The following is a 23,990-nucleotide window of genomic DNA, read 5'->3' as shown; positions in this document are numbered from 1 at the left end:
CTTTGGTGAGGTGACATGGATGAATCCAATGGTTGAATTTTGTATAAGTAATTTAGCAAATGGCTCTCAAGCAACTTATGAAGTACTCGAACGCGATCCAAACATCGACGTTTTGGAATATGGCTGCCTCAGTTATTGTACAAAGTGCTCAGAATCCTTTTATGCAATAGTAAACGGTGAATTAGTAGAAGCAGATTCTCCTGATGAATTAACGAAAGCCATTTATCAATTTATTGAAGAAAATCCTTTATGGTAGTTTTCTAAAATACCTATATGAATAAATTTGAACAAATAAAAAGGATGTTATGCTGAAAATTAGCATAAACATCCTTTTATTACTTTAGTACGTCCACTACATATGTAGGTTGGCATTCTTTTTTGAGGACAGTCTCTGTAGGCGTCACACCAGTATTCACATGAATGGTGTCACAGCCAAAGCGAATGCCACACATAATGTCCGTATCATAATTATCACCGATCATTACCATGTCTTCTTTCGCAATTCCATGTTCGGTAGTAATTACTTCAAGCATGGCTGGCGATGGCTTACCAATATAGATTGGTTCAACATCTGCAACTTCTCCTACCAAGCGTGCAAAAGAACCATTGCCTGGTAAGAACCCGTATTCTGTTGGAAATTTAATATCCTGATTCGTGGCAATAAAGGTCGCTCCTTGCTGAACAAAAACCGTTGCTCTAGCAAGTGCCATATAATCAAGCGTACGATCAATCCCCATAACAAATACATCGGGTTCATGCTCAACAGGCACAATATTTTCATTGAGTAGTGCTTGACGAATACCATCTGTACCCATCATCGCTACTTTTTTGCCTGAAAAATGTAGGGCCACATACTTTGCTGTGACCAATGCACTTGAATAAATATGCTCTAATGGCGCGTTCACACCAATAGATAGTAAAGCTTCTTGCAGTTGTTCTCGCGTCTTGGAAGAATTATTCGTTACATAGAATGGCTCAATTCCTGCTTGCTGTAAACGATGAATAAAAGCTACCGCAGAAGGAATACCTTCCTTCCCACGGTAGACAGTACCATCTAAATCAAAGCAATAGGCCTTATATTGTTTCATTGATGATCCTCTGGCAAAAATGCTGAAACAGGTCCTAATTCATTTGTTAAATAATTATGAACTGCTGGCGAGAACTGCTTTAAAGCCGTTAGATTGGCTGTTAGTACATGGATAACCTCTTGGATATCTACCTCTATAAACTCACGCACTAGCATTTTACGTAAGCCAACAACTGCTTTGTATGGTGCTTCCAAATCAGCAGCTACAACTTTTTCATCGACTAAAATATCAATAATATCCTCGTAGCTTCCTGGATCGCGCATAATGAAACCGTCAATCATTAAATTTCCTACATCCATCATTGACTCCATAATGTTGTGTCCAATTCGCTCGATAGCTAATTTCTTTATATCATTCTGAAGCCAGTTATCCTCTGTCTCCAAAATAGTTAATAGCCCATCTAAGTACTGTAAATTTTTTGTGATTTTATTACGATCTACAAAATACACAAGGAAAGCCCCCATTCAAATCATTAAAAGTTGATAGTCTTTTCTCTTCTATAGTACCATAACTATAGGATTGGAAGGAGATTAAAAGATGGAACGTTTTTTTTTATATGATGATGTAGAAGATACGAAAACAAGATTTGTTAGTTTTGCTGGACAAAAGCTACGTTATGATTTAGCTATATTACAATCTGGCCGCTTCTTTGGAAAAGTGCTTGTCATGGATATCCAGTTCGGTCGCTTTGCTATTATTGGTCCTGATGATGTAGAAGAGCCTGGTTACTTAGAACATGTGTACAATCGCACAGAGGAAGAAACAATCGAATTACGGGAATACTTGCGTGAATTATTGAACTAACACCCATTTTATTGGGTGTTTTTTTATATAACATAAAAAAATTTCGCTAACCCTGAGCGATTGCGAAATCTTTTTACGTATTGTTATTTATTTAAAGTGGATGGATTATCTTTATTATGGGGCTTGTCTTTATTTTCATTATCATTTTGCTTTTTCGCTTGCTGATTTTGACCAATCACAGCTAAATCGTCTACACTAATATCATAACCATACCCATATTCCTCTCGATCTAATGGCTTTTTATTGCGTTTTTCTTTTGCCAACATCATCACCTCCATTCATAAATTATCCCTTTTTTAATGATTTATACGCCCTTTTTCTCAATACGTTTAAGCTGTGACATCCTTAATAATCCACTGGGCAGCACTTATTAAATCTGGAAAGACAGCATCTGCTAATGAATCTTGTTCTCCTAGGAAAACACCCTTTGTTCCTGCCCGTTTTCCTGCAATAATATCCGTATCTGTATCGCCTACCATATAGGATTTTGATAAATCAATGTTATATTTCTTTCCTAAATCCACAATTAATTTGCTATTGGGCTTGCGGCAGGCACAACCTGACTTAGGTTTGTGTGGACAATAAACGACTTCATGGATCGTTGCCCCTTTTTTCTTTAGCTCCTTCACCATATGTTCATGTATTTTCTGTAAACCACTTTCCTTCATAAAGCCTAAACCAACCCCACCTTGATTTGTCACGACAAACACATAATCAAAATGCTTATTTAGCTTTCTGATTGCTTCAGGCACTTGCGGTAAAAAGTACAAATCCTTAGGCTTATTCACAAACTTCACACGATTTGTTAGCACTTCATTGATAACACCATCACGATCTAAAAATACGGCTCTTTTCATTTGCAACACACCTTCGATAAGCTGTTTTGTGCTTTAGTTTTCCCCAATTACACAAAAGCTAACAATGATAAAAAAACCTGATGCCTATCACATCAGGTTTTTGTATAAGAATTTATTCTGCTAAAGGTTCATGGTCTGTAGGCTTTGTTACTTCACTCATATCCACTACTTCTGGCTGTTTCATAACTTTCCCCAGTTTACGTAATACAAAATAAGCACAGCCAAAATTACAGTATTCGTATAGATAATCTTGAAGCGTACTTATTTTTGTATCAAAAGTGGATTTTTGATTTTTATCATCAAAAAACCCCTTTAAACGTAACTGGTTATAGCCCCAATCACCTACAATATAATCGTATCTGGCTAAGATATCTGAGTATCTTTCCTGAAAAACTTCCTCCTGAAAGGCCTCGCGATAATCTTCTATTAGTTCATATTCTAATCCTTCAACTATAATCAAAGTGACACCACCCTTTTCGTTCAGCCTTGACGTTTACACTTCCGCTTGTAATTGACGTTCTTTCGTTGCAGCATTTACTTGTTCGTCTGCATGATAACTACTACGTACAAGTGGGCCAGCCTCACAATGCTTAAAGCCTTTCTCCATGGCAATCTTACGCAGTTTACCAAATTCTATTGGTGAATAGTATTTTTTAACTGGTAAATGCTTTTTCGTTGGCTGTAAATACTGACCGATCGTCATAATATCTACATTATTTGCACGTAAATCGTCCATGACTTCTAAAATTTCTTCATGTGTCTCGCCTAATCCAATCATTAGTGATGATTTCGTTGGAATTTCAGGCTGCATCTCTTTAGCTAAACGCAGGAACTCTAAAGAGCGTTCGTATTTTGCACGAGCGCGCACTCTAGGTGTTAAACGGCGTACTGTTTCAATATTATGATTTAAAATATCTGGTTTTGCATCCATTAACATTTGAAGGTTCTCCTTCATCCCACCTAAATCTGATGGCAATACCTCAACAGATGTGAAAGGACTTTTACGACGAATTGCACGTACTGTTTCTGCTAAAACTTGCGCTCCGCCATCCTTTAAATCGTCACGTGCTACCATTGTAATAACAACATGCTTTAAATTCATAATGGCTACTGAATCTGCAACGCGCTCAGGTTCCGCCAAATCTAGTTCATTTGGTAAACCTGTTTTCACTGCACAGAAACGACAAGCACGTGTACAAACGGAACCAAGAATCATCATGGTAGCAGTACGTCTCTCTCCCCAGCATTCGTGGATGTTTGGACAACGAGCTTCTTCACATACTGTATGCAGATTTTTCTCACGCATCAGCTTTTTAAGCCCTTTATATTCATCATTCGTGTTTAGTTTTATTTTTAGCCAGTCTGGTTTTCTTACATGTTCTTCTTTACTTGTAGGTTTACAAGATGTCATACGAGTATCGCCCCTATCAAAAATATACATTTTTTAATATTAACTATCTTCACTGTTGTCAATGTAACATATTAAAGGCACTCCAACAACTATCACAACAAACATTTCTATTTATAAGGGACAGGTATTTCTATGGACGGTTGTGGCGCGTCACTACTATTGGTATAAATGTTTGGAACAGGTCCCCTTGTTAGGCCCATCGCTACAGGTATATCCTGCGCAACGGTAGAAGACTTACTAGCGAAAGGAACAATAATCTGAACATTTACCTCTAAATGAATACCTACCTCCACATAAGCACTATTGATACCAAATTCTTGAATAGAGGATGTCACATTACTATGAACATTCCCAATCACATGGAAACGGATTGGGATCTTCGGCCCTAAATTTCCAAGTAATGGGATATTAGCTGCTTGACCAAGCGGTACAAAAAAGACAATGCCATCACCATCTTGGATCCTGTTAATATCATATTCCACATTATCTAATTCAGGTAAATGGGATAGCTCTCCTTGTTCAGCTTGCTCCAAATACATTTTAACAAGCTCTAATGTCTCTGCCCGAACACGATTAATGATTTCTGTATTAAACTTAGTCGTCATCATTTCAGACGTACCTGGAGGAATATCTTCAATGATATCATTGACATCTAATACATTAGAGGTACGTGAATTAATGGCTTTACTCACAACATATGAGGCAATCTTCGTAGTTTGCACTTCCGCATATTGCAAATAGGTTGGCATGAGCCGTTCATTTAAATAATAAATAAATAATATAAGGCAAACAACCATACTAACAATTAAAATCGTTAATTTATTAAGACGCATTCCCCTTCTACCATATGAGCGTAATTTCATTCTTTTTCGAGGGAAAAACAAAAAATCTCCTCCTGTTCCATAACGTATGAACAGGAGGAGGAATTTATTCTACTTTTGCTGGAACCACATAATCCGTCTCAACATTTTCAATTGTTACATCAGGATAATCCACTAAATTAACTTCATATGTAGCTGTGAGCAATTGATCTTGTTCTTCAAAAATACGAATCCATGGTAATGCCGCATCCAACGTGTTTTGTCTCGATACAATCCCACGGCGTCCATCTGATAATTTTAAAATAACACCATTTGGATAATGAACGACAGCTCTTTTTAAAGCTTTTACAATTCGAGCATCATAAAGAGTACCAGAGCCAGCTTCAACAATAGCTAGTCCTTGTGAAGGGAGCATTTTCTCTCGGTATACACGATTCGTCGTCACCGCATCAAAAACATCTGCAACGCCAATTATCTTGGCAAATGGATGAATTTCAAAGTCAACAAGTCCTCTTGGATAGCCACTTCCATCAATACGCTCATGGTGTTGGAAAGCACAGTGCGCCACAAGCAGAGAGATTGAATGTAAATTCCGCAATAAATCAAAACCATAACGAGCATGCATCTTCATCATTTCAAATTCATCATTCGTTAAACGTCCTGGCTTTGTTAAAATATCTTTTGGTACCATTAGTTTACCGACATCGTGTAATAATGCACCGATCCCGATCAAACGTAAATCCTCAGCAGAGTAGCCAAGTTCTTTGGCAATGGCAATAGAATACAATGTCACTTGGAAAGAATGCTGATATAAATATTCATCAAATAAATAAGCATCTGTTAAAATGGTTAGAATTTCATTATTTCCAGTAACTGCAGAAAGTAATTCATCTACAATCGAAACAATTGTCTTTGATTGCTGATCTAATATATAAGAAGCATTTACTGGATTCAAACCATCAATGGACTGGAACGAATCCTTTATAGTTTTGATGACTTTATTTCGCATAGCAGGTGGAACGGTCTCTTCTACTTCGATACCCTCAGAAATCTCATCGTCAATATATAAATAATGTGTATTTAACTGTTGAAGTCTTTGAATAATACGGTCATTAATGACAACATCTTTCTTTAAAAGCGGATGACCTGCCTCATTCCAAATGGTTCTTCCTAATACCATTCCTTCTTTTAATACATCGATTGAAATTAATCGCATGACTTCTTCCCCATTCCATTCTTTAAACTCTCTCTATTGTTTAAAGAATCTTTGACCATAATCTATCATAATGTTTCTTAAAAATTCAGGTAAAATATATTGTTTTTTTGCATATTTAAAACTTGGATAAAAATAACCAAATGTAAACAGATCCAATGTGACCAGTTTATAAGTGTGATTTTGATCTGCTAGCTTACCATTAATTAATAATTGTCGATTTTCATTCATGGAAAATCCATATGTCAATATTTTTCCAAAAATAACGCCTCGAAACCCTAATCCTTTTAGTTCGATATAGGGCCATTCTTCATTTTTGGATTGCATATAAATTTCTTTCATTTCAGCGACGGATAATTCAATTGTACATAAATTAATGGGATGTGGAAAAATTCGGTGCAAATCTAAAGCAGTCACTATTCCCTTAGGAAGACCATCTAAAAATATCCCTGCATTGAATAATGCACAGTCGGCTCCGCTTTTTTCCAAAATTGCATGTGCAAATAAATCAGACAGCTGTGAATAATGGAACCATTCCTTGTTGTAGGCTTTTTTTGTTGTAAAAACTGGAGTATCCAATATTCTGTTTCCTTCATCCTCCAAAAACTGTACCATCATCTGTTCATTTTTAACAATTGGCAAATCCTTATTATGAATTAAAGTATCCTTTTTTTCAACAATTTTCCTCAATTTTTTATCATATTCTATGATAAGATGTCCAGTATATTGACCAAACTTACCTCCACCTGTCAGTAAAACCCCATTAATCACTTTGCCCTCTGGTAGGACATGATGCGTATGAGAGCCGAATATAACATCAATTTCTGGACACTCATCCGCTAAGAGCTCATCCTCTGTAATGCCTAAATGGGATAAGCATACAACAATGTCTACTTCTTCACGTAGTTGATGCGCTAAACGTAGCAGTGTACTTCGAGCATCGTCCATATGCCAATTTAATTCTTCATAATATACTTCAAACATGGCCGTGGCTGCAATGACGCCAATTTTCGTACCCATTGCTGTTGTTAAGATTACATAAGGCTTCATCCATGCTGGCTTCATCCCGTGGGAGGCATATACATTTGCAACTACAACATCAAAATTAGCATTGTCATACAAGTGGAAGAGCTCTTCATGGGATAATGTAATGCCTTCATTGTTGCCGATTGTCACCACATCGTAACCCGCCTCATTTAACAATCGCACATTCCCTTTCCCAACTGTTGCTTCTGTATAAATATTGGAACGATCTAAATGATCTCCGACATCAAACAAATAGCTTGTTTCCCCTATACTCCCTAATTTATTGCGCATTTCTTTCACATAGCTTTGCATTCGTGGCCAATACTTAAAATGACTATGCAAATCATTTGTGTGAAAAATATGGATCTTTTCAAGCATTAAAGCCACCTCACTTCAAATTAAGCTAATATGCCTTCTATAATAGACCGAATTCCTAGTAATAAGAGAATAATCCTTAAAGCTAGTACAAGTGTATCGGATTTAATTCTTTTATTTAACGCAGCACCCAGCTTTGCTCCAACATAAGCACCAGGAATAACTGGAATAGTATAAAGCCAAGGTACATGACCGAAATAAACATGGCTTGCAGAATTAACGATGGACGTTAAAAATACCATAAACATCGATGTTGCCACCGCGACATGTGGTGGGAATAAGAATAAAATAATCATTGCTGGCACGATCATGGAGCCGCCACCTATTCCAAATAAACCAGAAGCAAAGCCAATACCAAATGTTAATGTAATAGCAAACCAAATGGGATAGCCATATACATAGTTTTTTCCCTCAGAGTCAGTAAATTCTTGTTGCATACCATTTTTTACAAACCATTTTACAGGCTTCAGTTTGTCCCGCACAAGCAAAATAATCGATAAAATAATAAGTAAAATACCAAAATACAAATTAAAGGATGGTAAATCTAACCCTTTATTGACCCATGCGCCAAGGATTGTTCCTGGAATACTTCCAATAAAGAATATAAAACCACTTTTATAATCCACCGTTTTAGATTTCATATAGCTTAGCGTGGAGGCAAGTCCCGTGAAAATCATCATCACCACTGATAAACCGACTACTCTTTGTGGTGTAATATCTGGAATCATTCCTAAATTTAAGCCGATGTATAATGTTGCTGGTACTAATACTACACCACCGCCTAGCCCAACTAATGAGCCAATTAGACCAGCAAGCAAGGCAATGATGACTAATAAAATAAATTCCATTATAGTTCCCCTTCAAACATGTTTAATTGTTTAGGTGCCAACCCGACATCGTTAATATTTAACATACCTTGTAGCTCCTTTGCGTTTTTCGCTGCATGATTACCAGAATTATTATTAAATAAAACGAAGAGTTCATTGACCTCTGGTTCAAGCTTTTTCATGCTATCCCCAAGCTGCAGTAATTCTTCTTTATTATAATCATATAAGAAGCGAACTTTACGCCAATTTTCTGCATTTCCCGTGTTCCGCCATCCATGTATATTGCGACCATGAAGACGAATCAACGCTTTATTTGCAGTCACTACAGGGTAGAAAGGAACAGATCCTACACCAGCCTGTGGCTCATCACAAATCGTATGAATAAATTGATGTTCTCGTAAGAAATCTATCGTTTGCTTGACAACATTTTCTGCATACCATGTTTGATTTCGAAATTCAATCGCTACTTCAAAATCCTTTAGCTGTTGTCGGATATACAATAAATATTGCACATTTTTTCCCTGGCAATCAAACCATGGTGGAAATTGTGCTAATACCATGGCTAGCTTTCCATAACGTTTAAATTCATTGGCACACTCAATAAATGCATTGAACATATCATTTTTTGATTCAAAGGGAATCTCTCCACGTAAATGACCCGTCATGCCTTGGTAAGCTTTCACAACAAAACGGAAGTTTTCAGGTGTATCCTCACACCATTTCCGAATATGCTCTTTGGCTGGTATGGCATAAAAAGAAGTATCTACTTCAACCGTTAAAAAATGACCTGTGTAATCAAATAATTTATCCTTTGAAGTAGTCACTTCACTATAAAGTGAAGGGTGATCGCCCCAACCAGTTAATCCTACTACAATCATGTGACATCCTCCTCTATGTACATAATCATAGCACACAGTATGTCACTACAAATAAACATCATGTAAAAAATCTACCTTCTTTTATCACTTAATTATGCCAAAGAAAAAGCATGAGTCCATATTCCATTGAACTCATGCTACTATAACAGGCGACGTTTATTTCACAAGATTTTGCTGAATAGCCTCTAAAAACTTAATTCGGCTGTATGCAGGGCCACCCTCCATTAATGGATCTAGTACATTAACAAATACTTGATCATTTTTAAATGCAGTAATATTTTGGATAATTGGATTCTTTTTAAAGTCTTCTAAAGCATTCGGCGCGTCCGCATTTTCATCTGTTGAAAACTGCACAAATAAATAATCAGGATTCATATCTGCAAGCTGCTCAACAGAAATAGCCTCTTGAGATTTAGCTTTAGCAACTTCATCAGGTACTGCTAAACCAAGCTCTCCATAAAGAACTGCATTTAAAAATACTTCTTTTGGATAAACATACGCTTGTCCTCCACGAATACGAATAGCCGCCACTTTTTGATCTTGTAGTTTTTCAGTTAACGTGGATTTAACAGCTTCAATATCAGCTTTATATGTAGATAATATCTTCTCAGCATCTGCTTGCTTACCAGTTAGTTCAGCTAGTAAATTCAAATTAGATTCCCAGTTCGTCGAAATATGTGAAACCAAAATTGTAGGTGCAATTTTCTCTAATTTACTTTGTACCTCTTCTGGAAACTTTGTGGAGCCTAAAATGACATCTGGATTTAATTCTACTATTTTTTCAAAATTTGGTTTAATCTTCTCACCAATAGATTCTGCTTTGTCTGTTACCGAAGCATATAGCTCAGGGAATTTGCCGCCAATAGCAATAGTTCCAACTGGGTGAACATCCAGCACAACCATATCCTCCATTGCTTCCATAGCTCCTGTTACAACAATTCTTTCCACTTTTTCTGGCACTTCATAGCTTTCACCAAGATATTCAATCGTTCTCGTGCCATTTTCATTTGTTGATTCTTCTTTTGTTTGTGTCACATCTTCTTTTCGTGTATCAGTGGAGGATTCCTCTTCTACTGCCTTCTTCTCCCCACATGCGGCGAGAATGAGTATAAATAATGCTATGAAACTAATAAATAAAAACTTCTTTTTCATTTACCGATTCTCCTTTGAATGATGATTGTTAGGATGATTAACTATCTCATCTGGTTTATTGAAGAACTGAACATCTTCTAGATTTATCAGCCCCCTTTAATTGATATTGATTCTCATTATCATTTTAGTATGTAATCTTTAAAAAATCCAGTACTATTTCGATATATTATAAATATCCATTTTTATTCTCAACGTAAAAACACAAAAAACCCCTAGTCACAATTTATGTTGTGACTAGGGGTGGCTAATAAATTAACCGATAGAACCTTCCATCTCGAATTTAATCAGACGGTTCATTTCTACTGCGTATTCCATTGGTAGTTCTTTTGTGAATGGCTCGATGAAGCCCATTACGATCATTTCTGTTGCTTCTTCTTCAGAAATTCCGCGAGACATTAAATAGAATAATTGTTCTTCAGATACTTTTGAAACTTTTGCTTCGTGCTCTAAAGATACATTATCATTAAAGATCTCGTTATAAGGAATTGTATCAGAAGTCGATTGATTATCCATAATCAGCGTATCACATTCGATGTTAGCACGTGCACCACTTGCTTTAGGACCAAAACGAACTTGTCCCATATACGTTACCTTACCACCTTGTTTAGCAATCGATTTAGAAACGATTGTTGAAGATGTATTTGGTGCCATATGGATCATTTTTGCGCCAGCATGTTGGTGTTGTCCTTTACCTGCTAATGCAATCGATAATGTCATACCACGAGCACCTTCACCTTTTAGGATACATGCTGGGTATTTCATTGTTAATTTGGAACCGATGTTACCATCAATCCATTCCATTGTACCGTTTTCTTCTACAACTGTACGTTTTGTTACAAGATTGTAAACATTGTTCGCCCAGTTTTGAATCGTTGTATAACGGCAATATGCATCTTTACGAACAACAATCTCTACAACTGCTGAGTGTAAGGAGTTTGTTGTGTAAACAGGAGCTGTACAACCTTCAACATAGTGTACGTGAGCGCCTTCATCTACAATAATAAGTGTACGTTCGAATTGACCCATATTTTCTGAGTTAATACGGAAGTAAGCTTGTAATGGTGTTTCTACTTTAACACCTGGTGGCACATAAATAAATGATCCACCTGACCATACTGCTGAGTTTAAAGCAGCAAATTTATTGTCTGTGTAAGGAATCACTTTGCCCCAATATTGTTTGAAAATATCTTCGTTTTCACGTAAAGCAGAGTCAGTATCTTTGAACACAATACCAAGATCTTCAAGGTCTTTTTTCATGTTGTGATAAACTACCTCAGACTCATATTGTGCAGATACACCTGCAAGATATTTTTGTTCTGCTTCTGGGATACCTAATTTATCAAAAGTTGCTTTGATTTCATCAGGTACTTCATCCCATGATTTTTGAGTAGCTTCTGATGGTTTTACATAGTACGTAATTTCATCAAAATCTAAATCTCCAAGATCGCCACCCCATTGTGGCATCGGTTTTGTATAAAATGTTTCAAGAGCTTTTAAACGGTATTCAAGCATCCATTCTGGCTCTTGTTTCATATTTGAAATTTCACGGACGATTTCTTCAGTTAAACCGCGTTTTGAACGGAAAATTGATACGTCCTTGTCATGGAAACCGTATTTGTAATCGCCGATATCAGGCATTTTTTTAGCCATCGTTTCTCCTCCGTTCATTGAGATGTATTTTCTAGGTAATCATCCCTTGCTTTGAGTGAAGCCATAGTAGCTTTCACTCAAGAACAAGGAAGTAAGATTTATTTCACACCTTTTTCCATTGCTTTCCAAGCCAATGTTGCACATTTAATTCGTGCTGGGAATTGTGAAACACCTTGCAGTGCCTCCACATCCTCTAGGTCATATTTATCACTGTACTCTTCACCCATCATCATTTTAGAAAAAATATCAGAAAGCTCAATAGCTTCTTCTACTTTTTTCCCTTTGATGAGCTGTGTCATCATTGATGCAGAAGACATAGAAATAGAACAGCCTTCACCATCAAATTTCGCATCCTCTACAACACCGTCAGTCACTTTTAATGTTAAATGAATACGATCACCACATGTAGGATTGTTCATATCAATCGTTACAGCATCCTCTTCTAAAGAGCCTTTATTACGAGGATTTTTATAGTGATCCATAATGACTGAACGATATAGTTGATCTAAATTATTAAAAGACATCGCCAAAATACTCCTTCGCAGAACGTAACCCTGCAACTAAACGGTCAATATCTTCCTCTGTATTGTACAGATAGAAGCTTGCACGCGCTGTCGCTACTTGCTGAAGACATTTCATTAGTGGCTGTGCACAATGATGTCCTGCACGAACAGCAATCCCGTTCATGTCAAGCACCGTTGCCACATCATGTGGATGTACATCATCTAAATTAAATGTTACTAATCCACAACGCTTCATAGGGTCACGTGGGCCGAAAATTTTCAAACCGTCAATTGTTTCAAGTTGATCCATTGCGTAGCCTGCAAGCTTATGCTCATGCTCTAGAATGTTATCTAACCCGATATCAGTTAAGAAATCGATAGCGGCTCCTAATCCTATTGCACCTGCAATAATAGGCGTTCCACCTTCAAATTTCCACGGTAATTCCTTCCACGTTGACTCATAAAGCCCAACAAAATCAATCATTTCGCCACCAAACTCAATTGGCTCCATCTTTTCAAGGTGTTCCTTTTTACCATATAGTACACCTATTCCAGTTGGTCCGCACATTTTATGCCCTGAGAAACCTAAGAAATCTACATCTAAATCTTGCACATCAATTTTCATATGTGGCGCAGCCTGTGCACCATCAGCTACCATGACAGCACCATTAGCATGTGCAATTTGAGCAATTTCTTTAATTGGATTTATTGTTCCAAGTACGTTTGATGCCATAGACACCGAAACAATTTTTGTTTTAGGTGTGACTGTCGCACGTACTTTCTCTAGGCTAAGAGTGCCATCTGCTTCAAGCTCAATGTATTTTAAAGTTGCATTTTTTTCTTTGGCTAATTGTTGCCAAGGAATAATATTGGAATGATGCTCCATATGAGTAATGACTATTTCATCACCCTCGACAACATTTGCACGTCCATAACTTGTCGCAACTGTATTTAAAGCGGTTGTTGTCCCACGCGTAAAAATAATTTCCTGTGTTGATTGTGCATTAATAAACTTACGAACCTTTTCACGAGCACCTTCATATTTATCTGTTGCACGGTTTCCTAGTGTATGCACCCCACGGTGAACATTGGAATTATCAAATTCATAATAAGCTTTAATCGCTTCAATCACTTGAACAGGCTTCTGAGACGTCGCTGCACTATCAAGATATACAAGTCTATGACCATTTACATCCTGATTTAAAATTGGGAAATAGCTTTTAATGTCTTTATTCATCATTAGCGAACTTTCCTTTCAATAACCTCCGTCAGTTGCTTTTGAACGCCTTCAATTGGTAATTGCGTAACAACTGGCGCAAGGAATCCATGGATAACAAGGCGCTCTGCTTCTGCTTTCGAGATACCACGGCTCATTAAATAGTAAAGCTGTAATGGATCTACTCGACCAACAGATGCTGCGTGTCCTGCTGTTACATCATCTTCGTCAATTAATAAAATTGGGTTTGCATCCCCACGAGCTTTTTCTGACAGCATTAATACACGTGATTCTTGTTGTGCATCGGCTTTTGTTGCACCATGCTCGATATAGCCAATACCGTTAAAGATTGATTGAGCTGCATCTTTCATGACACCATGCTTTAAGATATGCCCGTTAGAGTTTTTACCCCAATGACGAACCTCAGTAGTGAAGTTAAGTTTTTGTTCTCCACGACCAACTACGACTGTTTTTGTATCTGCATGAGAACCGTCACCAATCAAATGTGTAATGTTTTCAGAGATTGTGTCTGAATCATTCATTAAACCAAGAGCCCAGTCAACTTTCGCGTCACGTGCTAAACGTGCACGACGATTTACATAAGTCGTAAAGCCTTTTGCAAGGACATCCACTGCACCATATGTCACCTGTGCATTATCTTGAACAACAACTTCTGCAATAATATTCGCTTGCCCTTTTGCCTCTTCAACTGTTGAAACATATGTTTCCACATATGTTACAGCTGAATTCGCTTCTGCTACTACTAAAACATGGTTATATAATGAAGCTTCTGCATTGTCATTAAGGAAAACAACTTGAAGTGGTTGCTCAATGATCACGTTTTTTGGTACGTATACAAACACACCACCATTAACAAGTGCTGCATGAAGTGCTGTTAATTTATGCTCATCTACTTTAACTGCTTCAGTCATAAAGTATTTTTGAACAAGTTCGCTATGTTCACGAACTGCTGTGAAAATATCAGTAAAAATAACACCTTTATCCGCAAGTTCTTGTGATGCCTTAATATATGCTGGTGTATTATTACGTTGAATATATAGGTTTTCTTGTGCTTCAAGGTCAATTAAACCTTTTGCTTCTTCAGGTAGAGCATCCAATGAAGGGAATGCCTCACTATGAACTGCCAACGCTGGGAAGTTCATGAAATCCCATTTTGTAATATTCGTTCTATCTGGTTTTGGCAAATCTAAACCAGTTACTTTGTCTAGTGCTGCCGCGCGAAGTTCTGTAAACCAAGTTGGTTCACCATTTGCTTCTGAGAACGAGCGCACGTCCTGTACTGTTACAGGCAAGTTAAGTTCCACTGTCATGCTAGTTCGTCCTCCTTCTTATGCTTCTTGTTCTTCTGTTTCTTCTTCGATTCCTAATTCTTTTTTAATCCAGTCATAACCTTCTGCTTCTAAGCGTTGTGCAAGCTCTGCACCACCTGATTTAACAACACGTCCTTGCATCATTACGTGTACATGGTCTGGTGTAATGTAGTTTAATAGGCGTTGATAGTGTGTAATCATTAAGCAGCCAAAGCCTTCACCACGCATTGCGTTGATGCCTTTTGAGACAACTTTCAATGCATCGATATCAAGACCAGAGTCAATTTCATCTAAGATTGCAAATGTTGGTTTAATCATCATTAATTGAAGAATCTCATTACGTTTTTTCTCACCGCCAGAGAAACCTTCATTTAAATAACGTTGAGCCATATCTTCGTTCATTTCAAGGAATTCCATGTTTTTATCTAATTCGCGGATAAATTTCATTAATGAAATTTCATCGCCTTCTTCACGACGCGCGTTAATTGCTGAACGTAAGAAATCAGCATTTGTAACACCAGCAATTTCAGATGGATATTGCATAGCTAGGAATAAACCAGCTTGAGCACGCTCGTCTACTTCCATTTCAAGCACATCTTCGCCATCTAACTCAACAGTACCTGAAGTTACTTCATATTTTGGATGACCCATAATAGCAGAAGCTAGTGTTGATTTACCAGTTCCGTTTGGTCCCATAATTGCGTGAATTTCGTTTGTATTAATTGTAAGATTTACGCCTTTTAAAATCTCTTTTCCGTCGATAGCAACGTGAAGATCTTTAATAACTAAAGTTGACATGAAAATACCTCCATAGTGTTCAGTGAATGGGTCAACCATTCCTTAATTATCATCATTCTAATCTTAACTGAAAATCGTTCTCTATGCAAACCATTTCAATTACTTTCCCATTCCTTAAATAAAATCTTTAAAAATAAAGACTTTGTAAGCATTTTCAGTTTATTACTACTTCACCTAAACAATGAGAATAGACTTTCTTCATTTTCAATAAAATCCCTCTAATTGAGAATTGATTTCATCTAGCTACATAGTGAAAACCTCGAGAAAAGTGCTAATTGTAGCGGTTTTGTGACAAATTAGCATAAACAACATATCTATACTATAACCTATTTCATGAAAATGGAATCAATTTAAGTTCATATTGCAAGAAAGAAATTTTGCTATAAAAATTGATGGATTGTATCCAACGTTTCTGCCATTTCTCCATTAATTTAGATGATATGTCCATAAATATCCTTTTGTTTCCAGTAAAAATGCATCTAACAGCTTATTATTTTTATTTTGACATGAACAGTCCTTTTTCATCTTAAATAATATATAATTAAGGTATAATCAATCTTATTTTTAGATTAATAGAGGTGAAATGTAGTGGAGTTACGTCAATTACGCTATTTTGTAGAGGTTGCTGAACGTGAGCATATTTCCGAGGCTGCTGAGCATCTTCATGTAGCCCAATCTGCCATTAGTCGGCAAATCGCAAATCTTGAAGATGAGTTAGGCACTCCGTTATTTGAACGAGTGGGACGAAATGTCAAATTAACTCCAATAGGGAAGACATTTCTTGAGCATACCATTACAGCATTAAAGGCCATCGATTTTGCAGCAAAGCAGGTAGAAGAATATCTTGATCCTGCAAAGGGCTCAATTAAAATCGGCTTTCCAACAAGTTTAGCTAGCTATGTTCTGCCAACCGTTATTTCAGCCTTTAAACGAGAATATCCTGATTTACAATTTCAACTCCGTCAAGGGTCTTATCGATTTTTGATTGATGCAGTCAAAAATCGGGAGTTGAACCTCGCCTTTTTGGGACCCCTGCCCCCGAAGGACGAATCCATTCAATCAACCATTCTGTTTACTGAAAATATTGCCGCACTCCTACCAGCCAATCATCCATTAGCTAAAAGAGAAAGCATACAGCTTGCAGAGTTGAAAAATGATTTATTCGTATTATTTCCAGATGGTTACATTTTGCATAAGGTAGCGATGGATGCTTGTCGAGCTGCAGGCTTTTTACCTAATGTCATTTCAGAGGGGGAAGATTTGGATGCATTAAAGGGCTTAGTCGCTGCTGGCATAGGTGTTAGTCTATTACCAGAAAGCTCTCTTTATGATTCAGCAGCTCGCTTTACCATCAAGGTCCCTATTGAATCTCCTACAATCCCTAGAACTGTTGGTATTATTTCACCCGTAAATCGAGAAATTGCACCATCAGAAGTCATTTTCTTAGATTTTGTGAAAAACTTTTTTTCTCGTCTTTCACAATTTCAATAAAAAAGAGCTAAGGGTAGAAGAATCAACCCTTAGCTCCTTTAATATGATTTAAATAATTTTTGTAAAATATAATAGGATTGTTTTAAGCGCTCTTCATATTTTGGAACTTGCCATGTTTCCCATGTATAAGCAGACAGTGATGGTAAAATACCATTAGTAGCTGCTGGCATAGATTGAACAACGTTGTTTTCTTTATCTACAAATAAAGCACCAATATAAATATTGTCTACTTTAACGGCCGCTTTATCGCCATCTTTATACAGGTTACCTATAAACTCACGCTGACTCGGATCTTTAGCTTGAATCAATAACCAAGGGATGCGAAGTTCGATAACATTGTCATCGGTCCAAGAATAATCAACTAAAGAATCATAATCTTTTGCTTCTGGATTAGCATTTCCTTGAAGTAATTTTCCTGTTTCGTAGATACTAAAATCAGTCGTTCTATTTTGCTCAGGTAAAAATAGTTGTTTATTTAATACATAGTAAATAGGGGCGAACTTTCCACTATTTTTCATGGTATTAGCCATTCGGGGAGCAATTAAATTTAAACGGTGGCCATATAAATAATCATAGAAATCGTAGTATTCATCAATAACAACCCTAGATTGACCATTTTTATTGAGCTCAACTATAAAATCAACACCATTTGAAAACGTCATATTTTTTATAGATGTAGCAGACGTATTTCCTTGATCTGGTACAACATCTAATAAAATGCGAGGGGAGGTATTGGCTAACTCCTCACTTTTTAATTTAATGTACAAATAGCGCTCATCATAGTCTACTGCAAAATCTGTTGGATTGTTTGGTGCAGTATCATATAGCTGTTTACCCGTCCATTCCGTTGTCTCTCCATCTACTTTTACCTTCAGTCTATCAAAGCTTAATAATCCAAACTGTTGCTCATTTGTTTGAGCATTGGACCAAAATGGTCGACGATTCGGATCATCATAATCCATCGTATTCCATGTTCGTTTAAACCACTCATCTTGCCATGTAAAAACAAGTCCTCCCAGGTGCCCTTCATGCATAATATCCTCAAATAAATGTTGAAGTGTTTCTCCCTGTGCTTGTTCTGACATTTGCCCCTGATTCCAACCATATACATTATCATGTGTTTTACCACGTGATGCTGGGATACCAAATTCCGCAATAAGAACAGGCATAGTATGAGCTTCATGGAGCTCTTTTAAATAACCTGCATAGCTATTTTTATTCCCTCGGAAATCGACATAATTTAAATAATCTTTATCGAAATTAAAGAAGTCAGGGTAGTAAGGATACACATGATAGGAAGCAAATTGTCCAGGCGCAGTCATTTCTCCTTTTGTATAAATAACATTTGGATTGACCCCTACTAAATCTTCCTCCTCTGATGGCTCTGACGGATGTTCAAGAATGTCAGTTGTGACCCAGTTCGTGAAACTCATTGGACGTAGCCAGTTATATTTTTCCTTTTCATAAACTGACACCACATCCATTTGTTCTGCTAGCCAATGCTCAAACGGAGAGGCACCCTTTGTTTCAAAAAAAGTACCGTTGTATTGACCAATATTTGCATGTTTTTCATTTGTTCCCACAACCATGTGTGGATACCATTCAATTCCTAGTACCCATCCTATAACATATTTTGATACGTCTATATCATACAAGCCAGATGCATGTCCTGGGCGAGGCTCCACATAGATATTTCCATGAATGACATCTACCATTTGTTTCATTTCTAATTGGAAATCTTCTAACGTATCTTTATCATAGGCGTCCAATGAACCTGCTAAGCCCTCTTCATTAATCCAAACCCCATGTAAAACATATAATGGTTTTTTTGGATGTTCTTCATTATATTTAGCAAGTGCTCTATAAAAGCCTGGTGGATGTAATGTATAGACTCGTATCGTATTAGCATTCATGTCTGCTATTTGTTTAAACCATCGATAATATTCCTCTTCTGTAATGGCTGCTTCTCCAGGAAAGGCGCCAGGTTTCCCCATTCCGATATTGACACCCTTAAATACGATTGGTTCCCATTTGCCATCTCTTAGCACCTCAAAAGATTGTCCCTGAATCCTTGCATTATAGTTTAATTTTTCATGATTTACAGTATCCTGAACCTCTTTGTGCTCAAATGCATCAAATATTTGATGCATTACTGGGATGTAAATGGACCAATAAAACGAACTGTCCGCATACTTCTCAGCATATTTATAGATTGTAGGTAACCCTTTTATTTTATAAATATTCGGTACCCGTGCGATATCATTAAAATCTCCCGCAAAATAATAACTAGATGTGTAGCTTTTATCTTGGCCTACAATTGCTGCAAATTGTTCTGGAATGCCATTATCCTTTAACAGCTCTGTTCCTTTTTTTGTTAAATCCCATTTATAATTTGCAAGAGCATCTTCAGCATATTTTGGAGTAATAATATCAAACCAATAATCGTATTGCGCCCGTGCAGATGAATGAAAGAATTTTTTCCCATTTTCAGTAAACTGCACTTGAATTCCTTCAGATTTAACATGCTTGTTCATTTCTAGAACAAGGAGCTCCTCAGTTATTTCGTTAAATAGTAAAAAGCCTCCACCTTTATATGACCAATTATCGCTATGTTCATCGATCACCCATTGCGGTATCTCTATGTTTTTATGATAATCAAGCTCATCGAAATAACGCCCGATCCAGCCAGACCATGTGATTCCTAAATAATCCTGTAATTCTTTACGAACTTCCCCTGATGTTGGGGAAGCAAACGTGTTATACTCAGCTATTAACATACTCTTTTTTTTGCTGGCTAAGCGTTCGACGATTGCCTGCCATTCTTTTTGTTCAAGTCCCCCCACAATTTTTTCAGAACGTTCACCTAAACGTTTTGTTTGTTGTAAATCATCTTTATAAACTCCGTACGTATCTGCCAAATAAATGACATCATAGTCCCTATAATCCTTTGGTAAATTCTTTTCTACAACACTTTTAGTTTCATCGTTTGGGACCGTACCATAATAATCGCGTTCTACGTCATAAGGTTCATTATTTAATCTATATTTATAATGGTTTAAAAACCAATTCACCCCTAAGTGCTCTCGGTAAGACTCATTCGGAACGGTTTTATCTATAATGGCCACATTAAGCTGTTTTTCATCTTCTAAGTACCACCATGTAATAGGGATTATCACGAGGACTAGAACGACCATAACCCCTATATAGATTCGTTTCATACACTTTTCTCCTTTTCAGCAATGCCGACACGTTTCATATTACCCCAGTCACTTTTTCTTAAGACAAAACGAAGTAATCCCTCACAGCGCCAGAATAATGTTAGTGGGCGATACCAAAAAATTTCTGTAAACGCTAAAAGAATCATGCGTAACAACTCTCTTTTTTTCGGATACGTATTCATACTCCACGATTCAAACAATATTGCCGCTATTGAAAAAATAACACCATAAATAACGAATAGTAGTAGCAGCATGAGTGCAACCTCATAATAAATTTTCCCTAAGAAAAAGGCTATGACAATATAAATATATCCTCCTAACTCGACAAGAGGCCCTAGACATTCCACTAGCCAAAAATACGGGAACGAAAGAAATCCAATCATTCCATATCTAGGATTCAAGGTCATTTTTTTATGCTTCCATAGACTTTCAAATAACCCTTGATGCCACCTTCTTCGTTGATTGCGTAGTACTCCTAATGTTTGAGGTGCTTCCGTCCAGCAAACTGGGTCAGGTACAAATTCAATACGCTTATTTTCTTTTTTTTCTTTTATAAGTCGATGGATATTCACCACCAGTTCCATATCTTCCCCAATAATATTGGTTGAATATCCACCTGCTTCAACAGCCCATTTTTTAGAGAAAACACTAAATGCTCCGGAAATAATAAGGACTAAATTGAATTTACTTAACGCTATTCGCCCCATTAAAAATGCCCGAAAATATTCGATTACTTGCATGATTACTAAGTAATTACTAGGTAATTGAGTCTCATAAATAGAGCCAAACTGCATCTTTGCACCATTTGCAATACGAATATTACCTCCTGCTGCAATGACCTCACCATCAGATAAAATGATAGGCTTCATCACCCGCAGCAAGGATTTTTCATCTAAAATGGAGTCCCCATCAATAGAGCAAAAATACGGATATTGAGATACATTAATACCCACATTTAGTGCATCAGCCTTACCACCATTTTCTTTATCAACTAAAATACAATTTTTATAGATTTCAGATTCATATATTTGCTTAATGTCTTTTGTAGGGATATTAGTTCGGACAATTTTATTGATTGGCTTCATTTGAAAATGTTCGATGACCGTTTGAAGGGTTTGATCTGTAGACCCATCGTTAATAATGATAATTTCAGTTTGAGGATAACGTAAATTCAATAATGAATAAACTGTATCTACAACTCCTACTTCTTCATTGTAAGCAGGAACAAGTAACGATACCGGTTTTGAATAAAGGGCATCTATATGTGCATCATCATACTCTGATAGATCAAGACGATAGCGTTTTCTTAAATCCAGCATTGCAATGATGAACATTGTACAATACGAAACGATAACGAACAGCATATAAAATAAAATGATGCCTCCAAAAAACAACATGCAATAATCAATTATTTTCATTTACTTCCCCTCTTTTCTAGCTGCAATTTCCTGGGCCATTTCAACTGCATATTGGTCATTTGAGGATTCAATGAATTGCTGTAATTTAGCTATACCATGTCGATCTTCTACAATCGTTTTTGCCGCTTGGGAACGTACCCACCAATTCTCATCTTGAAGAAGCTGCTCTAAATAACTATAAGTGTAAGTAAGTGGGACATGCTTAAAAATTTTGGCAACCATTAACCTGGCTTCCCACATTTCTGAAGTCACAAAAGGGACAAAGGGATCCACCTCATCAATAATTCCTATTTCATATAGTCCTTTTAATGCTCTGATGTTAATCTCTGGTGTATCATGGCCTAATAATTTTTTTAATTCATCCAAATACTCCATATTTCTTTTTACAGCAGCAGTATCAATAACTGCAAATTGCATATTAGCCGACAAACTATTAAAATCATGGAAAAATCGAGTAAATACATTATCATCTAATAATACAAATAGTCTTCTATATTCACTTTCAGCGTGATTTACATTGGAATTTTTTATTTTCTCCATAAATAAATCTGGTTGGAAAAGGGAGTATATTTTTAATAACTGGAAATGTTCTTCATCTGTAATGTTATTTTTTTCGAATTCTTGGCACTTCGTTAGCAATTCATCTATTTGTAAGTCTGCAATTCGATAGAGGGCATTCATTCGAATACTCCATCGTCTACTGGATAAATCTTTTTCGTAGAATGCTTTTAAATATTGATTGGAGAATTGTTTAATTTTTAATTCCACCTGTTCATTCCTTATATTCTTTAAATAGGATGAAAAAATTTTTTCAATAGCTTCTACTTGGGGGCTTCCTCGAGGTACTAATACGATACTAAAAAATGCGTTATTGAATAAGTAATCATACCAAAGTTGAGAATAATTTTGTAAATAACGGTCACAAACTTTTTCAAAATAGCTTTCACGCTGTCGCTGAACAAGTAAATACATTAAAAAGATAAAGAGCACAACTAATAAGAAGGAAACTATTGCTAAAAGCGTCGAAATAGTCAGCTTAATCATAACCAAAACCTCGCAAACGTTCTTTTAATTTTGGCTTCTAGCAAACGTAAATTAAATGGTTTGACAATATATTCATCCACACCGCCCTCATAAGCATTAAGCGCTGCCCCTTCAGAATTGCGTTCTGACATCATATAAATAATAAATTTCTTTTCATTTGGCATATGTCGTAAGATATGCAATATTTCTAAGCCATTTTTTAGCGGTAAAATATCATTCATAAGAATTAGATGCATATGCCCCGATTTATAATCATCCGATTGCAAAAAGCTATAGCCATCCTCATAAACCTTTACCTCTAAAGAAAAATAAGGGATATTTATTTGGTTAAGCGTTGACTCTAATACTTGTCTAAAAATGGCGTTTTGCTCAATAATACTAACTTTCACTAATTCAGTTGGTTGCTCACAGTAATCCTTTACCTCTGCTATACTCCATGTTAATTGCTCATCCCCTGATAACATCTGTTTATTTTTATTTAACAGCTCTTCAAAAATAACGTTATTATTTCTTATTTCTGTTATAGAGGCCTTTAATGCAATCTGTTGGAACTTCCGTTCTGCTTTTAAGATGGCAAATATTCGTTTTAAAAACGCCCTAGCTTCTACATCACTACTTTGTAAAAAGAAGATGCCCCAATGATCCCCATCGGATAATTGAAAAAGCAAGTCTGTCTTGCGTATTTTTGATTGTAAAAACGAGGTAACTTGATCATTCACATTTTCATTTAGTTGTGTAGCATTAGCTGTTTTTAAAAAGACTGCTGTTATAGTAAGGCGTGATCTAATCACACTTTCTCGCCATATTTTAAAGTAGCGCTCTACTTCATGTTCTTGCATGATGTCATGGGTGAATTTTATATCATTCAT

Annotated in this window: 24 protein-coding genes; 3 read left to right on the top strand and 21 right to left on the bottom strand. The window is 36.5% G+C overall.

What is annotated here, in order from left to right; translation table 11 throughout:
• Positions 1-19: 19 nt before the first annotated feature.
• On the top strand, positions 20-256 hold the full coding sequence (locus EW028_RS13425) for a YuzB family protein (protein ID WP_004228286.1): 237 nt from the start codon (positions 20-22) through the stop codon (positions 254-256).
• Positions 257-335: 79 nt separating this feature from the next.
• Here EW028_RS13425 and EW028_RS13420 read toward each other — a convergent pair whose 3' ends face one another.
• A complete protein-coding gene (locus EW028_RS13420; RefSeq protein ID WP_131521228.1) occupies positions 336-1,088 on the bottom strand; it encodes a TIGR01457 family HAD-type hydrolase in 753 nt (250 codons plus the stop codon).
• On the bottom strand, positions 1,085-1,537 hold the full coding sequence (locus EW028_RS13415; protein ID WP_009371987.1) for a DUF86 domain-containing protein: 453 nt from the start codon (positions 1,535-1,537) through the stop codon (positions 1,085-1,087). The genes EW028_RS13420 and EW028_RS13415 overlap by 4 nt, the downstream gene beginning before the upstream one ends.
• Before the next feature lie 88 nt (positions 1,538-1,625).
• On the opposite strand from EW028_RS13415, the gene EW028_RS13410 reads away from it, so the two are divergent.
• Positions 1,626-1,892, top strand: coding sequence for a DUF3055 domain-containing protein (locus EW028_RS13410; protein WP_009371988.1), 267 nt, complete (start codon positions 1,626-1,628; stop codon positions 1,890-1,892).
• A gap of 83 nt (positions 1,893-1,975) precedes the next feature.
• On the opposite strand, the gene EW028_RS13405 is transcribed toward EW028_RS13410, so the two are convergent.
• The 15 genes from EW028_RS13405 to sufC all read right to left on the bottom strand — a co-directional run bounded on the left by EW028_RS13405 (position 1,976) and on the right by sufC (position 15,950).
• The gene (locus EW028_RS13405) at positions 1,976-2,170 is read right to left on the bottom strand and encodes a hypothetical protein (RefSeq protein WP_193767382.1); all 195 of its coding nucleotides are present in this window, start codon (positions 2,168-2,170) and stop codon (positions 1,976-1,978) included.
• Positions 2,171-2,221: 51 nt separating this feature from the next.
• A complete protein-coding gene (locus EW028_RS13400; RefSeq protein WP_131521226.1) occupies positions 2,222-2,749 on the bottom strand; it encodes a D-glycero-alpha-D-manno-heptose-1,7-bisphosphate 7-phosphatase in 528 nt (175 codons plus the stop codon).
• 112 nt (positions 2,750-2,861) lie between these two features.
• A complete protein-coding gene (locus tag EW028_RS13395) occupies positions 2,862-3,209 on the bottom strand; it encodes a YutD family protein (protein WP_004228271.1) in 348 nt (115 codons plus the stop codon).
• A gap of 33 nt (positions 3,210-3,242) precedes the next feature.
• Positions 3,243-4,160 (bottom strand): lipoyl synthase, encoded by a 918-nt coding sequence (gene lipA / locus EW028_RS13390; RefSeq protein ID WP_004228269.1) that lies wholly within the window; start codon positions 4,158-4,160, stop codon positions 3,243-3,245.
• A gap of 107 nt (positions 4,161-4,267) precedes the next feature.
• A complete protein-coding gene (yunB, locus tag EW028_RS13385) occupies positions 4,268-5,023 on the bottom strand; it encodes a sporulation protein YunB (RefSeq protein ID WP_193767381.1) in 756 nt (251 codons plus the stop codon).
• A 64-nt stretch (positions 5,024-5,087) separates the two neighbouring features.
• A complete protein-coding gene (locus EW028_RS13380) occupies positions 5,088-6,197 on the bottom strand; it encodes an HD-GYP domain-containing protein (protein WP_131521224.1) in 1,110 nt (369 codons plus the stop codon).
• Between the two features lie 33 nt (positions 6,198-6,230).
• Entirely contained in the window at positions 6,231-7,598 is a 1,368-nt protein-coding gene (locus EW028_RS13375) for a bifunctional metallophosphatase/5'-nucleotidase (RefSeq protein ID WP_131521223.1), read from the bottom strand.
• Between the two features lie 20 nt (positions 7,599-7,618).
• Positions 7,619-8,443: a sulfite exporter TauE/SafE family protein gene (locus EW028_RS13370; protein ID WP_131521222.1), complete on the bottom strand. Its 825-nt coding sequence runs from the start codon at positions 8,441-8,443 to the stop codon at positions 7,619-7,621.
• On the bottom strand, positions 8,443-9,300 hold the full coding sequence (locus EW028_RS13365; RefSeq protein ID WP_131521221.1) for a DUF72 domain-containing protein: 858 nt from the start codon (positions 9,298-9,300) through the stop codon (positions 8,443-8,445). The genes EW028_RS13370 and EW028_RS13365 overlap by 1 nt, the downstream gene beginning before the upstream one ends.
• A 156-nt stretch (positions 9,301-9,456) precedes the next feature.
• The gene (locus EW028_RS13360) at positions 9,457-10,452 is read right to left on the bottom strand and encodes an ABC transporter substrate-binding protein (RefSeq protein WP_131521220.1); all 996 of its coding nucleotides are present in this window, start codon (positions 10,450-10,452) and stop codon (positions 9,457-9,459) included.
• A 252-nt stretch (positions 10,453-10,704) separates the two neighbouring features.
• Positions 10,705-12,102 carry a Fe-S cluster assembly protein SufB gene (gene sufB / locus EW028_RS13355; protein WP_016993620.1) on the bottom strand — a complete coding sequence of 466 codons (1,398 nt, stop codon included), beginning with the start codon at positions 12,100-12,102 and terminating at the stop codon, positions 10,705-10,707.
• 98 nt (positions 12,103-12,200) lie between these two features.
• Positions 12,201-12,626 carry a Fe-S cluster assembly sulfur transfer protein SufU gene (sufU, locus tag EW028_RS13350; protein ID WP_036078619.1) on the bottom strand — a complete coding sequence of 142 codons (426 nt, stop codon included), beginning with the start codon at positions 12,624-12,626 and terminating at the stop codon, positions 12,201-12,203.
• The gene (locus EW028_RS13345; RefSeq protein WP_048394396.1) at positions 12,616-13,845 is read right to left on the bottom strand and encodes a cysteine desulfurase; all 1,230 of its coding nucleotides are present in this window, start codon (positions 13,843-13,845) and stop codon (positions 12,616-12,618) included. The genes sufU and EW028_RS13345 overlap by 11 nt, the downstream gene beginning before the upstream one ends.
• Positions 13,845-15,152 carry a Fe-S cluster assembly protein SufD gene (sufD, locus tag EW028_RS13340; protein ID WP_131521219.1) on the bottom strand — a complete coding sequence of 436 codons (1,308 nt, stop codon included), beginning with the start codon at positions 15,150-15,152 and terminating at the stop codon, positions 13,845-13,847. Before sufD ends, EW028_RS13345 begins: the two co-directional genes overlap by 1 nt.
• 18 nt (positions 15,153-15,170) lie before the next feature.
• A complete protein-coding gene (sufC, locus tag EW028_RS13335; RefSeq protein ID WP_016994918.1) occupies positions 15,171-15,950 on the bottom strand; it encodes a Fe-S cluster assembly ATPase SufC in 780 nt (259 codons plus the stop codon).
• A gap of 588 nt (positions 15,951-16,538) precedes the next feature.
• On the opposite strand from sufC, the gene gltC reads away from it, so the two are divergent.
• A complete protein-coding gene (gltC, locus tag EW028_RS13330; protein WP_131521218.1) occupies positions 16,539-17,441 on the top strand; it encodes a glutamate biosynthesis transcriptional regulator GltC in 903 nt (300 codons plus the stop codon).
• A 38-nt stretch (positions 17,442-17,479) separates the two neighbouring features.
• Here gltC and EW028_RS13325 read toward each other — a convergent pair whose 3' ends face one another.
• Genes EW028_RS13325 through EW028_RS13310 form a run of 4 tightly spaced genes read right to left on the bottom strand, consistent with a single transcriptional unit; the run spans position 17,480 to position 23,990 of the window.
• The gene (locus tag EW028_RS13325; protein WP_131521217.1) at positions 17,480-20,659 is read right to left on the bottom strand and encodes a hypothetical protein; all 3,180 of its coding nucleotides are present in this window, start codon (positions 20,657-20,659) and stop codon (positions 17,480-17,482) included.
• Positions 20,656-22,077, bottom strand: a complete 1,422-nt coding sequence (locus tag EW028_RS13320) for a glycosyltransferase family 2 protein (protein WP_131521216.1) — start codon at positions 22,075-22,077, stop codon at positions 20,656-20,658. The genes EW028_RS13325 and EW028_RS13320 overlap by 4 nt, the downstream gene beginning before the upstream one ends.
• Positions 22,078-23,121 carry a HEAT repeat domain-containing protein gene (locus tag EW028_RS13315; protein WP_131521215.1) on the bottom strand — a complete coding sequence of 348 codons (1,044 nt, stop codon included), beginning with the start codon at positions 23,119-23,121 and terminating at the stop codon, positions 22,078-22,080. It abuts the gene before it with no gap.
• On the bottom strand, positions 23,118-23,990 hold the full coding sequence (locus tag EW028_RS13310) for a response regulator (RefSeq protein ID WP_131521214.1): 873 nt from the start codon (positions 23,988-23,990) through the stop codon (positions 23,118-23,120). Before EW028_RS13310 ends, EW028_RS13315 begins: the two co-directional genes overlap by 4 nt.

It is taken from the genome of Lysinibacillus sp. OL1, assembly GCF_004332175.1.
GTDB lineage: Bacteria > Bacillota > Bacilli > Bacillales_A > Planococcaceae > Lysinibacillus > Lysinibacillus capsici.
The sequence above is the reverse complement of the archived record's forward strand: the minus strand, read 5'-3'. Positions and strand labels throughout refer to the sequence as shown.

Bases quoted from the DNA above. Each gene is read 5' to 3' on its own strand.
- EW028_RS13425 (WP_004228286.1), top strand. From the start codon at position 20: ATGAATCCAATGGTTGAATTTTGTATAAGTAATTTAGCAAATGGCTCT.
- EW028_RS13420 (WP_131521228.1), bottom strand. From the start codon at position 1,088: ATGAAACAATATAAGGCCTATTGCTTTGATTTAGATGGTACTGTCTAC.
- EW028_RS13410 (WP_009371988.1), top strand. From the start codon at position 1,626: ATGGAACGTTTTTTTTTATATGATGATGTAGAAGATACGAAAACAAGA.
- EW028_RS13405 (WP_193767382.1), bottom strand. From the start codon at position 2,170: ATGGAGGTGATGATGTTGGCAAAAGAAAAACGCAATAAAAAGCCATTA.
- EW028_RS13400 (WP_131521226.1), bottom strand. From the start codon at position 2,749: ATGAAAAGAGCCGTATTTTTAGATCGTGATGGTGTTATCAATGAAGTG.
- lipA (WP_004228269.1), bottom strand. From the start codon at position 4,160: ATGACATCTTGTAAACCTACAAGTAAAGAAGAACATGTAAGAAAACCA.
- yunB (WP_193767381.1), bottom strand. From the start codon at position 5,023: ATGAAATTACGCTCATATGGTAGAAGGGGAATGCGTCTTAATAAATTA.
- EW028_RS13380 (WP_131521224.1), bottom strand. From the start codon at position 6,197: ATGCGATTAATTTCAATCGATGTATTAAAAGAAGGAATGGTATTAGGA.
- EW028_RS13375 (WP_131521223.1), bottom strand. From the start codon at position 7,598: ATGCTTGAAAAGATCCATATTTTTCACACAAATGATTTGCATAGTCAT.
- EW028_RS13370 (WP_131521222.1), bottom strand. From the start codon at position 8,443: ATGGAATTTATTTTATTAGTCATCATTGCCTTGCTTGCTGGTCTAATT.
- EW028_RS13365 (WP_131521221.1), bottom strand. From the start codon at position 9,300: ATGATTGTAGTAGGATTAACTGGTTGGGGCGATCACCCTTCACTTTAT.
- EW028_RS13360 (WP_131521220.1), bottom strand. From the start codon at position 10,452: ATGAAAAAGAAGTTTTTATTTATTAGTTTCATAGCATTATTTATACTC.
- sufB (WP_016993620.1), bottom strand. From the start codon at position 12,102: ATGGCTAAAAAAATGCCTGATATCGGCGATTACAAATACGGTTTCCAT.
- sufU (WP_036078619.1), bottom strand. From the start codon at position 12,626: ATGTCTTTTAATAATTTAGATCAACTATATCGTTCAGTCATTATGGAT.
- EW028_RS13345 (WP_048394396.1), bottom strand. From the start codon at position 13,845: ATGATGAATAAAGACATTAAAAGCTATTTCCCAATTTTAAATCAGGAT.
- sufD (WP_131521219.1), bottom strand. From the start codon at position 15,152: ATGACAGTGGAACTTAACTTGCCTGTAACAGTACAGGACGTGCGCTCG.
- sufC (WP_016994918.1), bottom strand. From the start codon at position 15,950: ATGTCAACTTTAGTTATTAAAGATCTTCACGTTGCTATCGACGGAAAA.
- EW028_RS13325 (WP_131521217.1), bottom strand. From the start codon at position 20,659: ATGAAACGAATCTATATAGGGGTTATGGTCGTTCTAGTCCTCGTGATA.
- EW028_RS13320 (WP_131521216.1), bottom strand. From the start codon at position 22,077: ATGAAAATAATTGATTATTGCATGTTGTTTTTTGGAGGCATCATTTTA.
- EW028_RS13315 (WP_131521215.1), bottom strand. From the start codon at position 23,121: ATGATTAAGCTGACTATTTCGACGCTTTTAGCAATAGTTTCCTTCTTA.
- EW028_RS13310 (WP_131521214.1), bottom strand. From the start codon at position 23,990: ATGAATGATATAAAATTCACCCATGACATCATGCAAGAACATGAAGTA.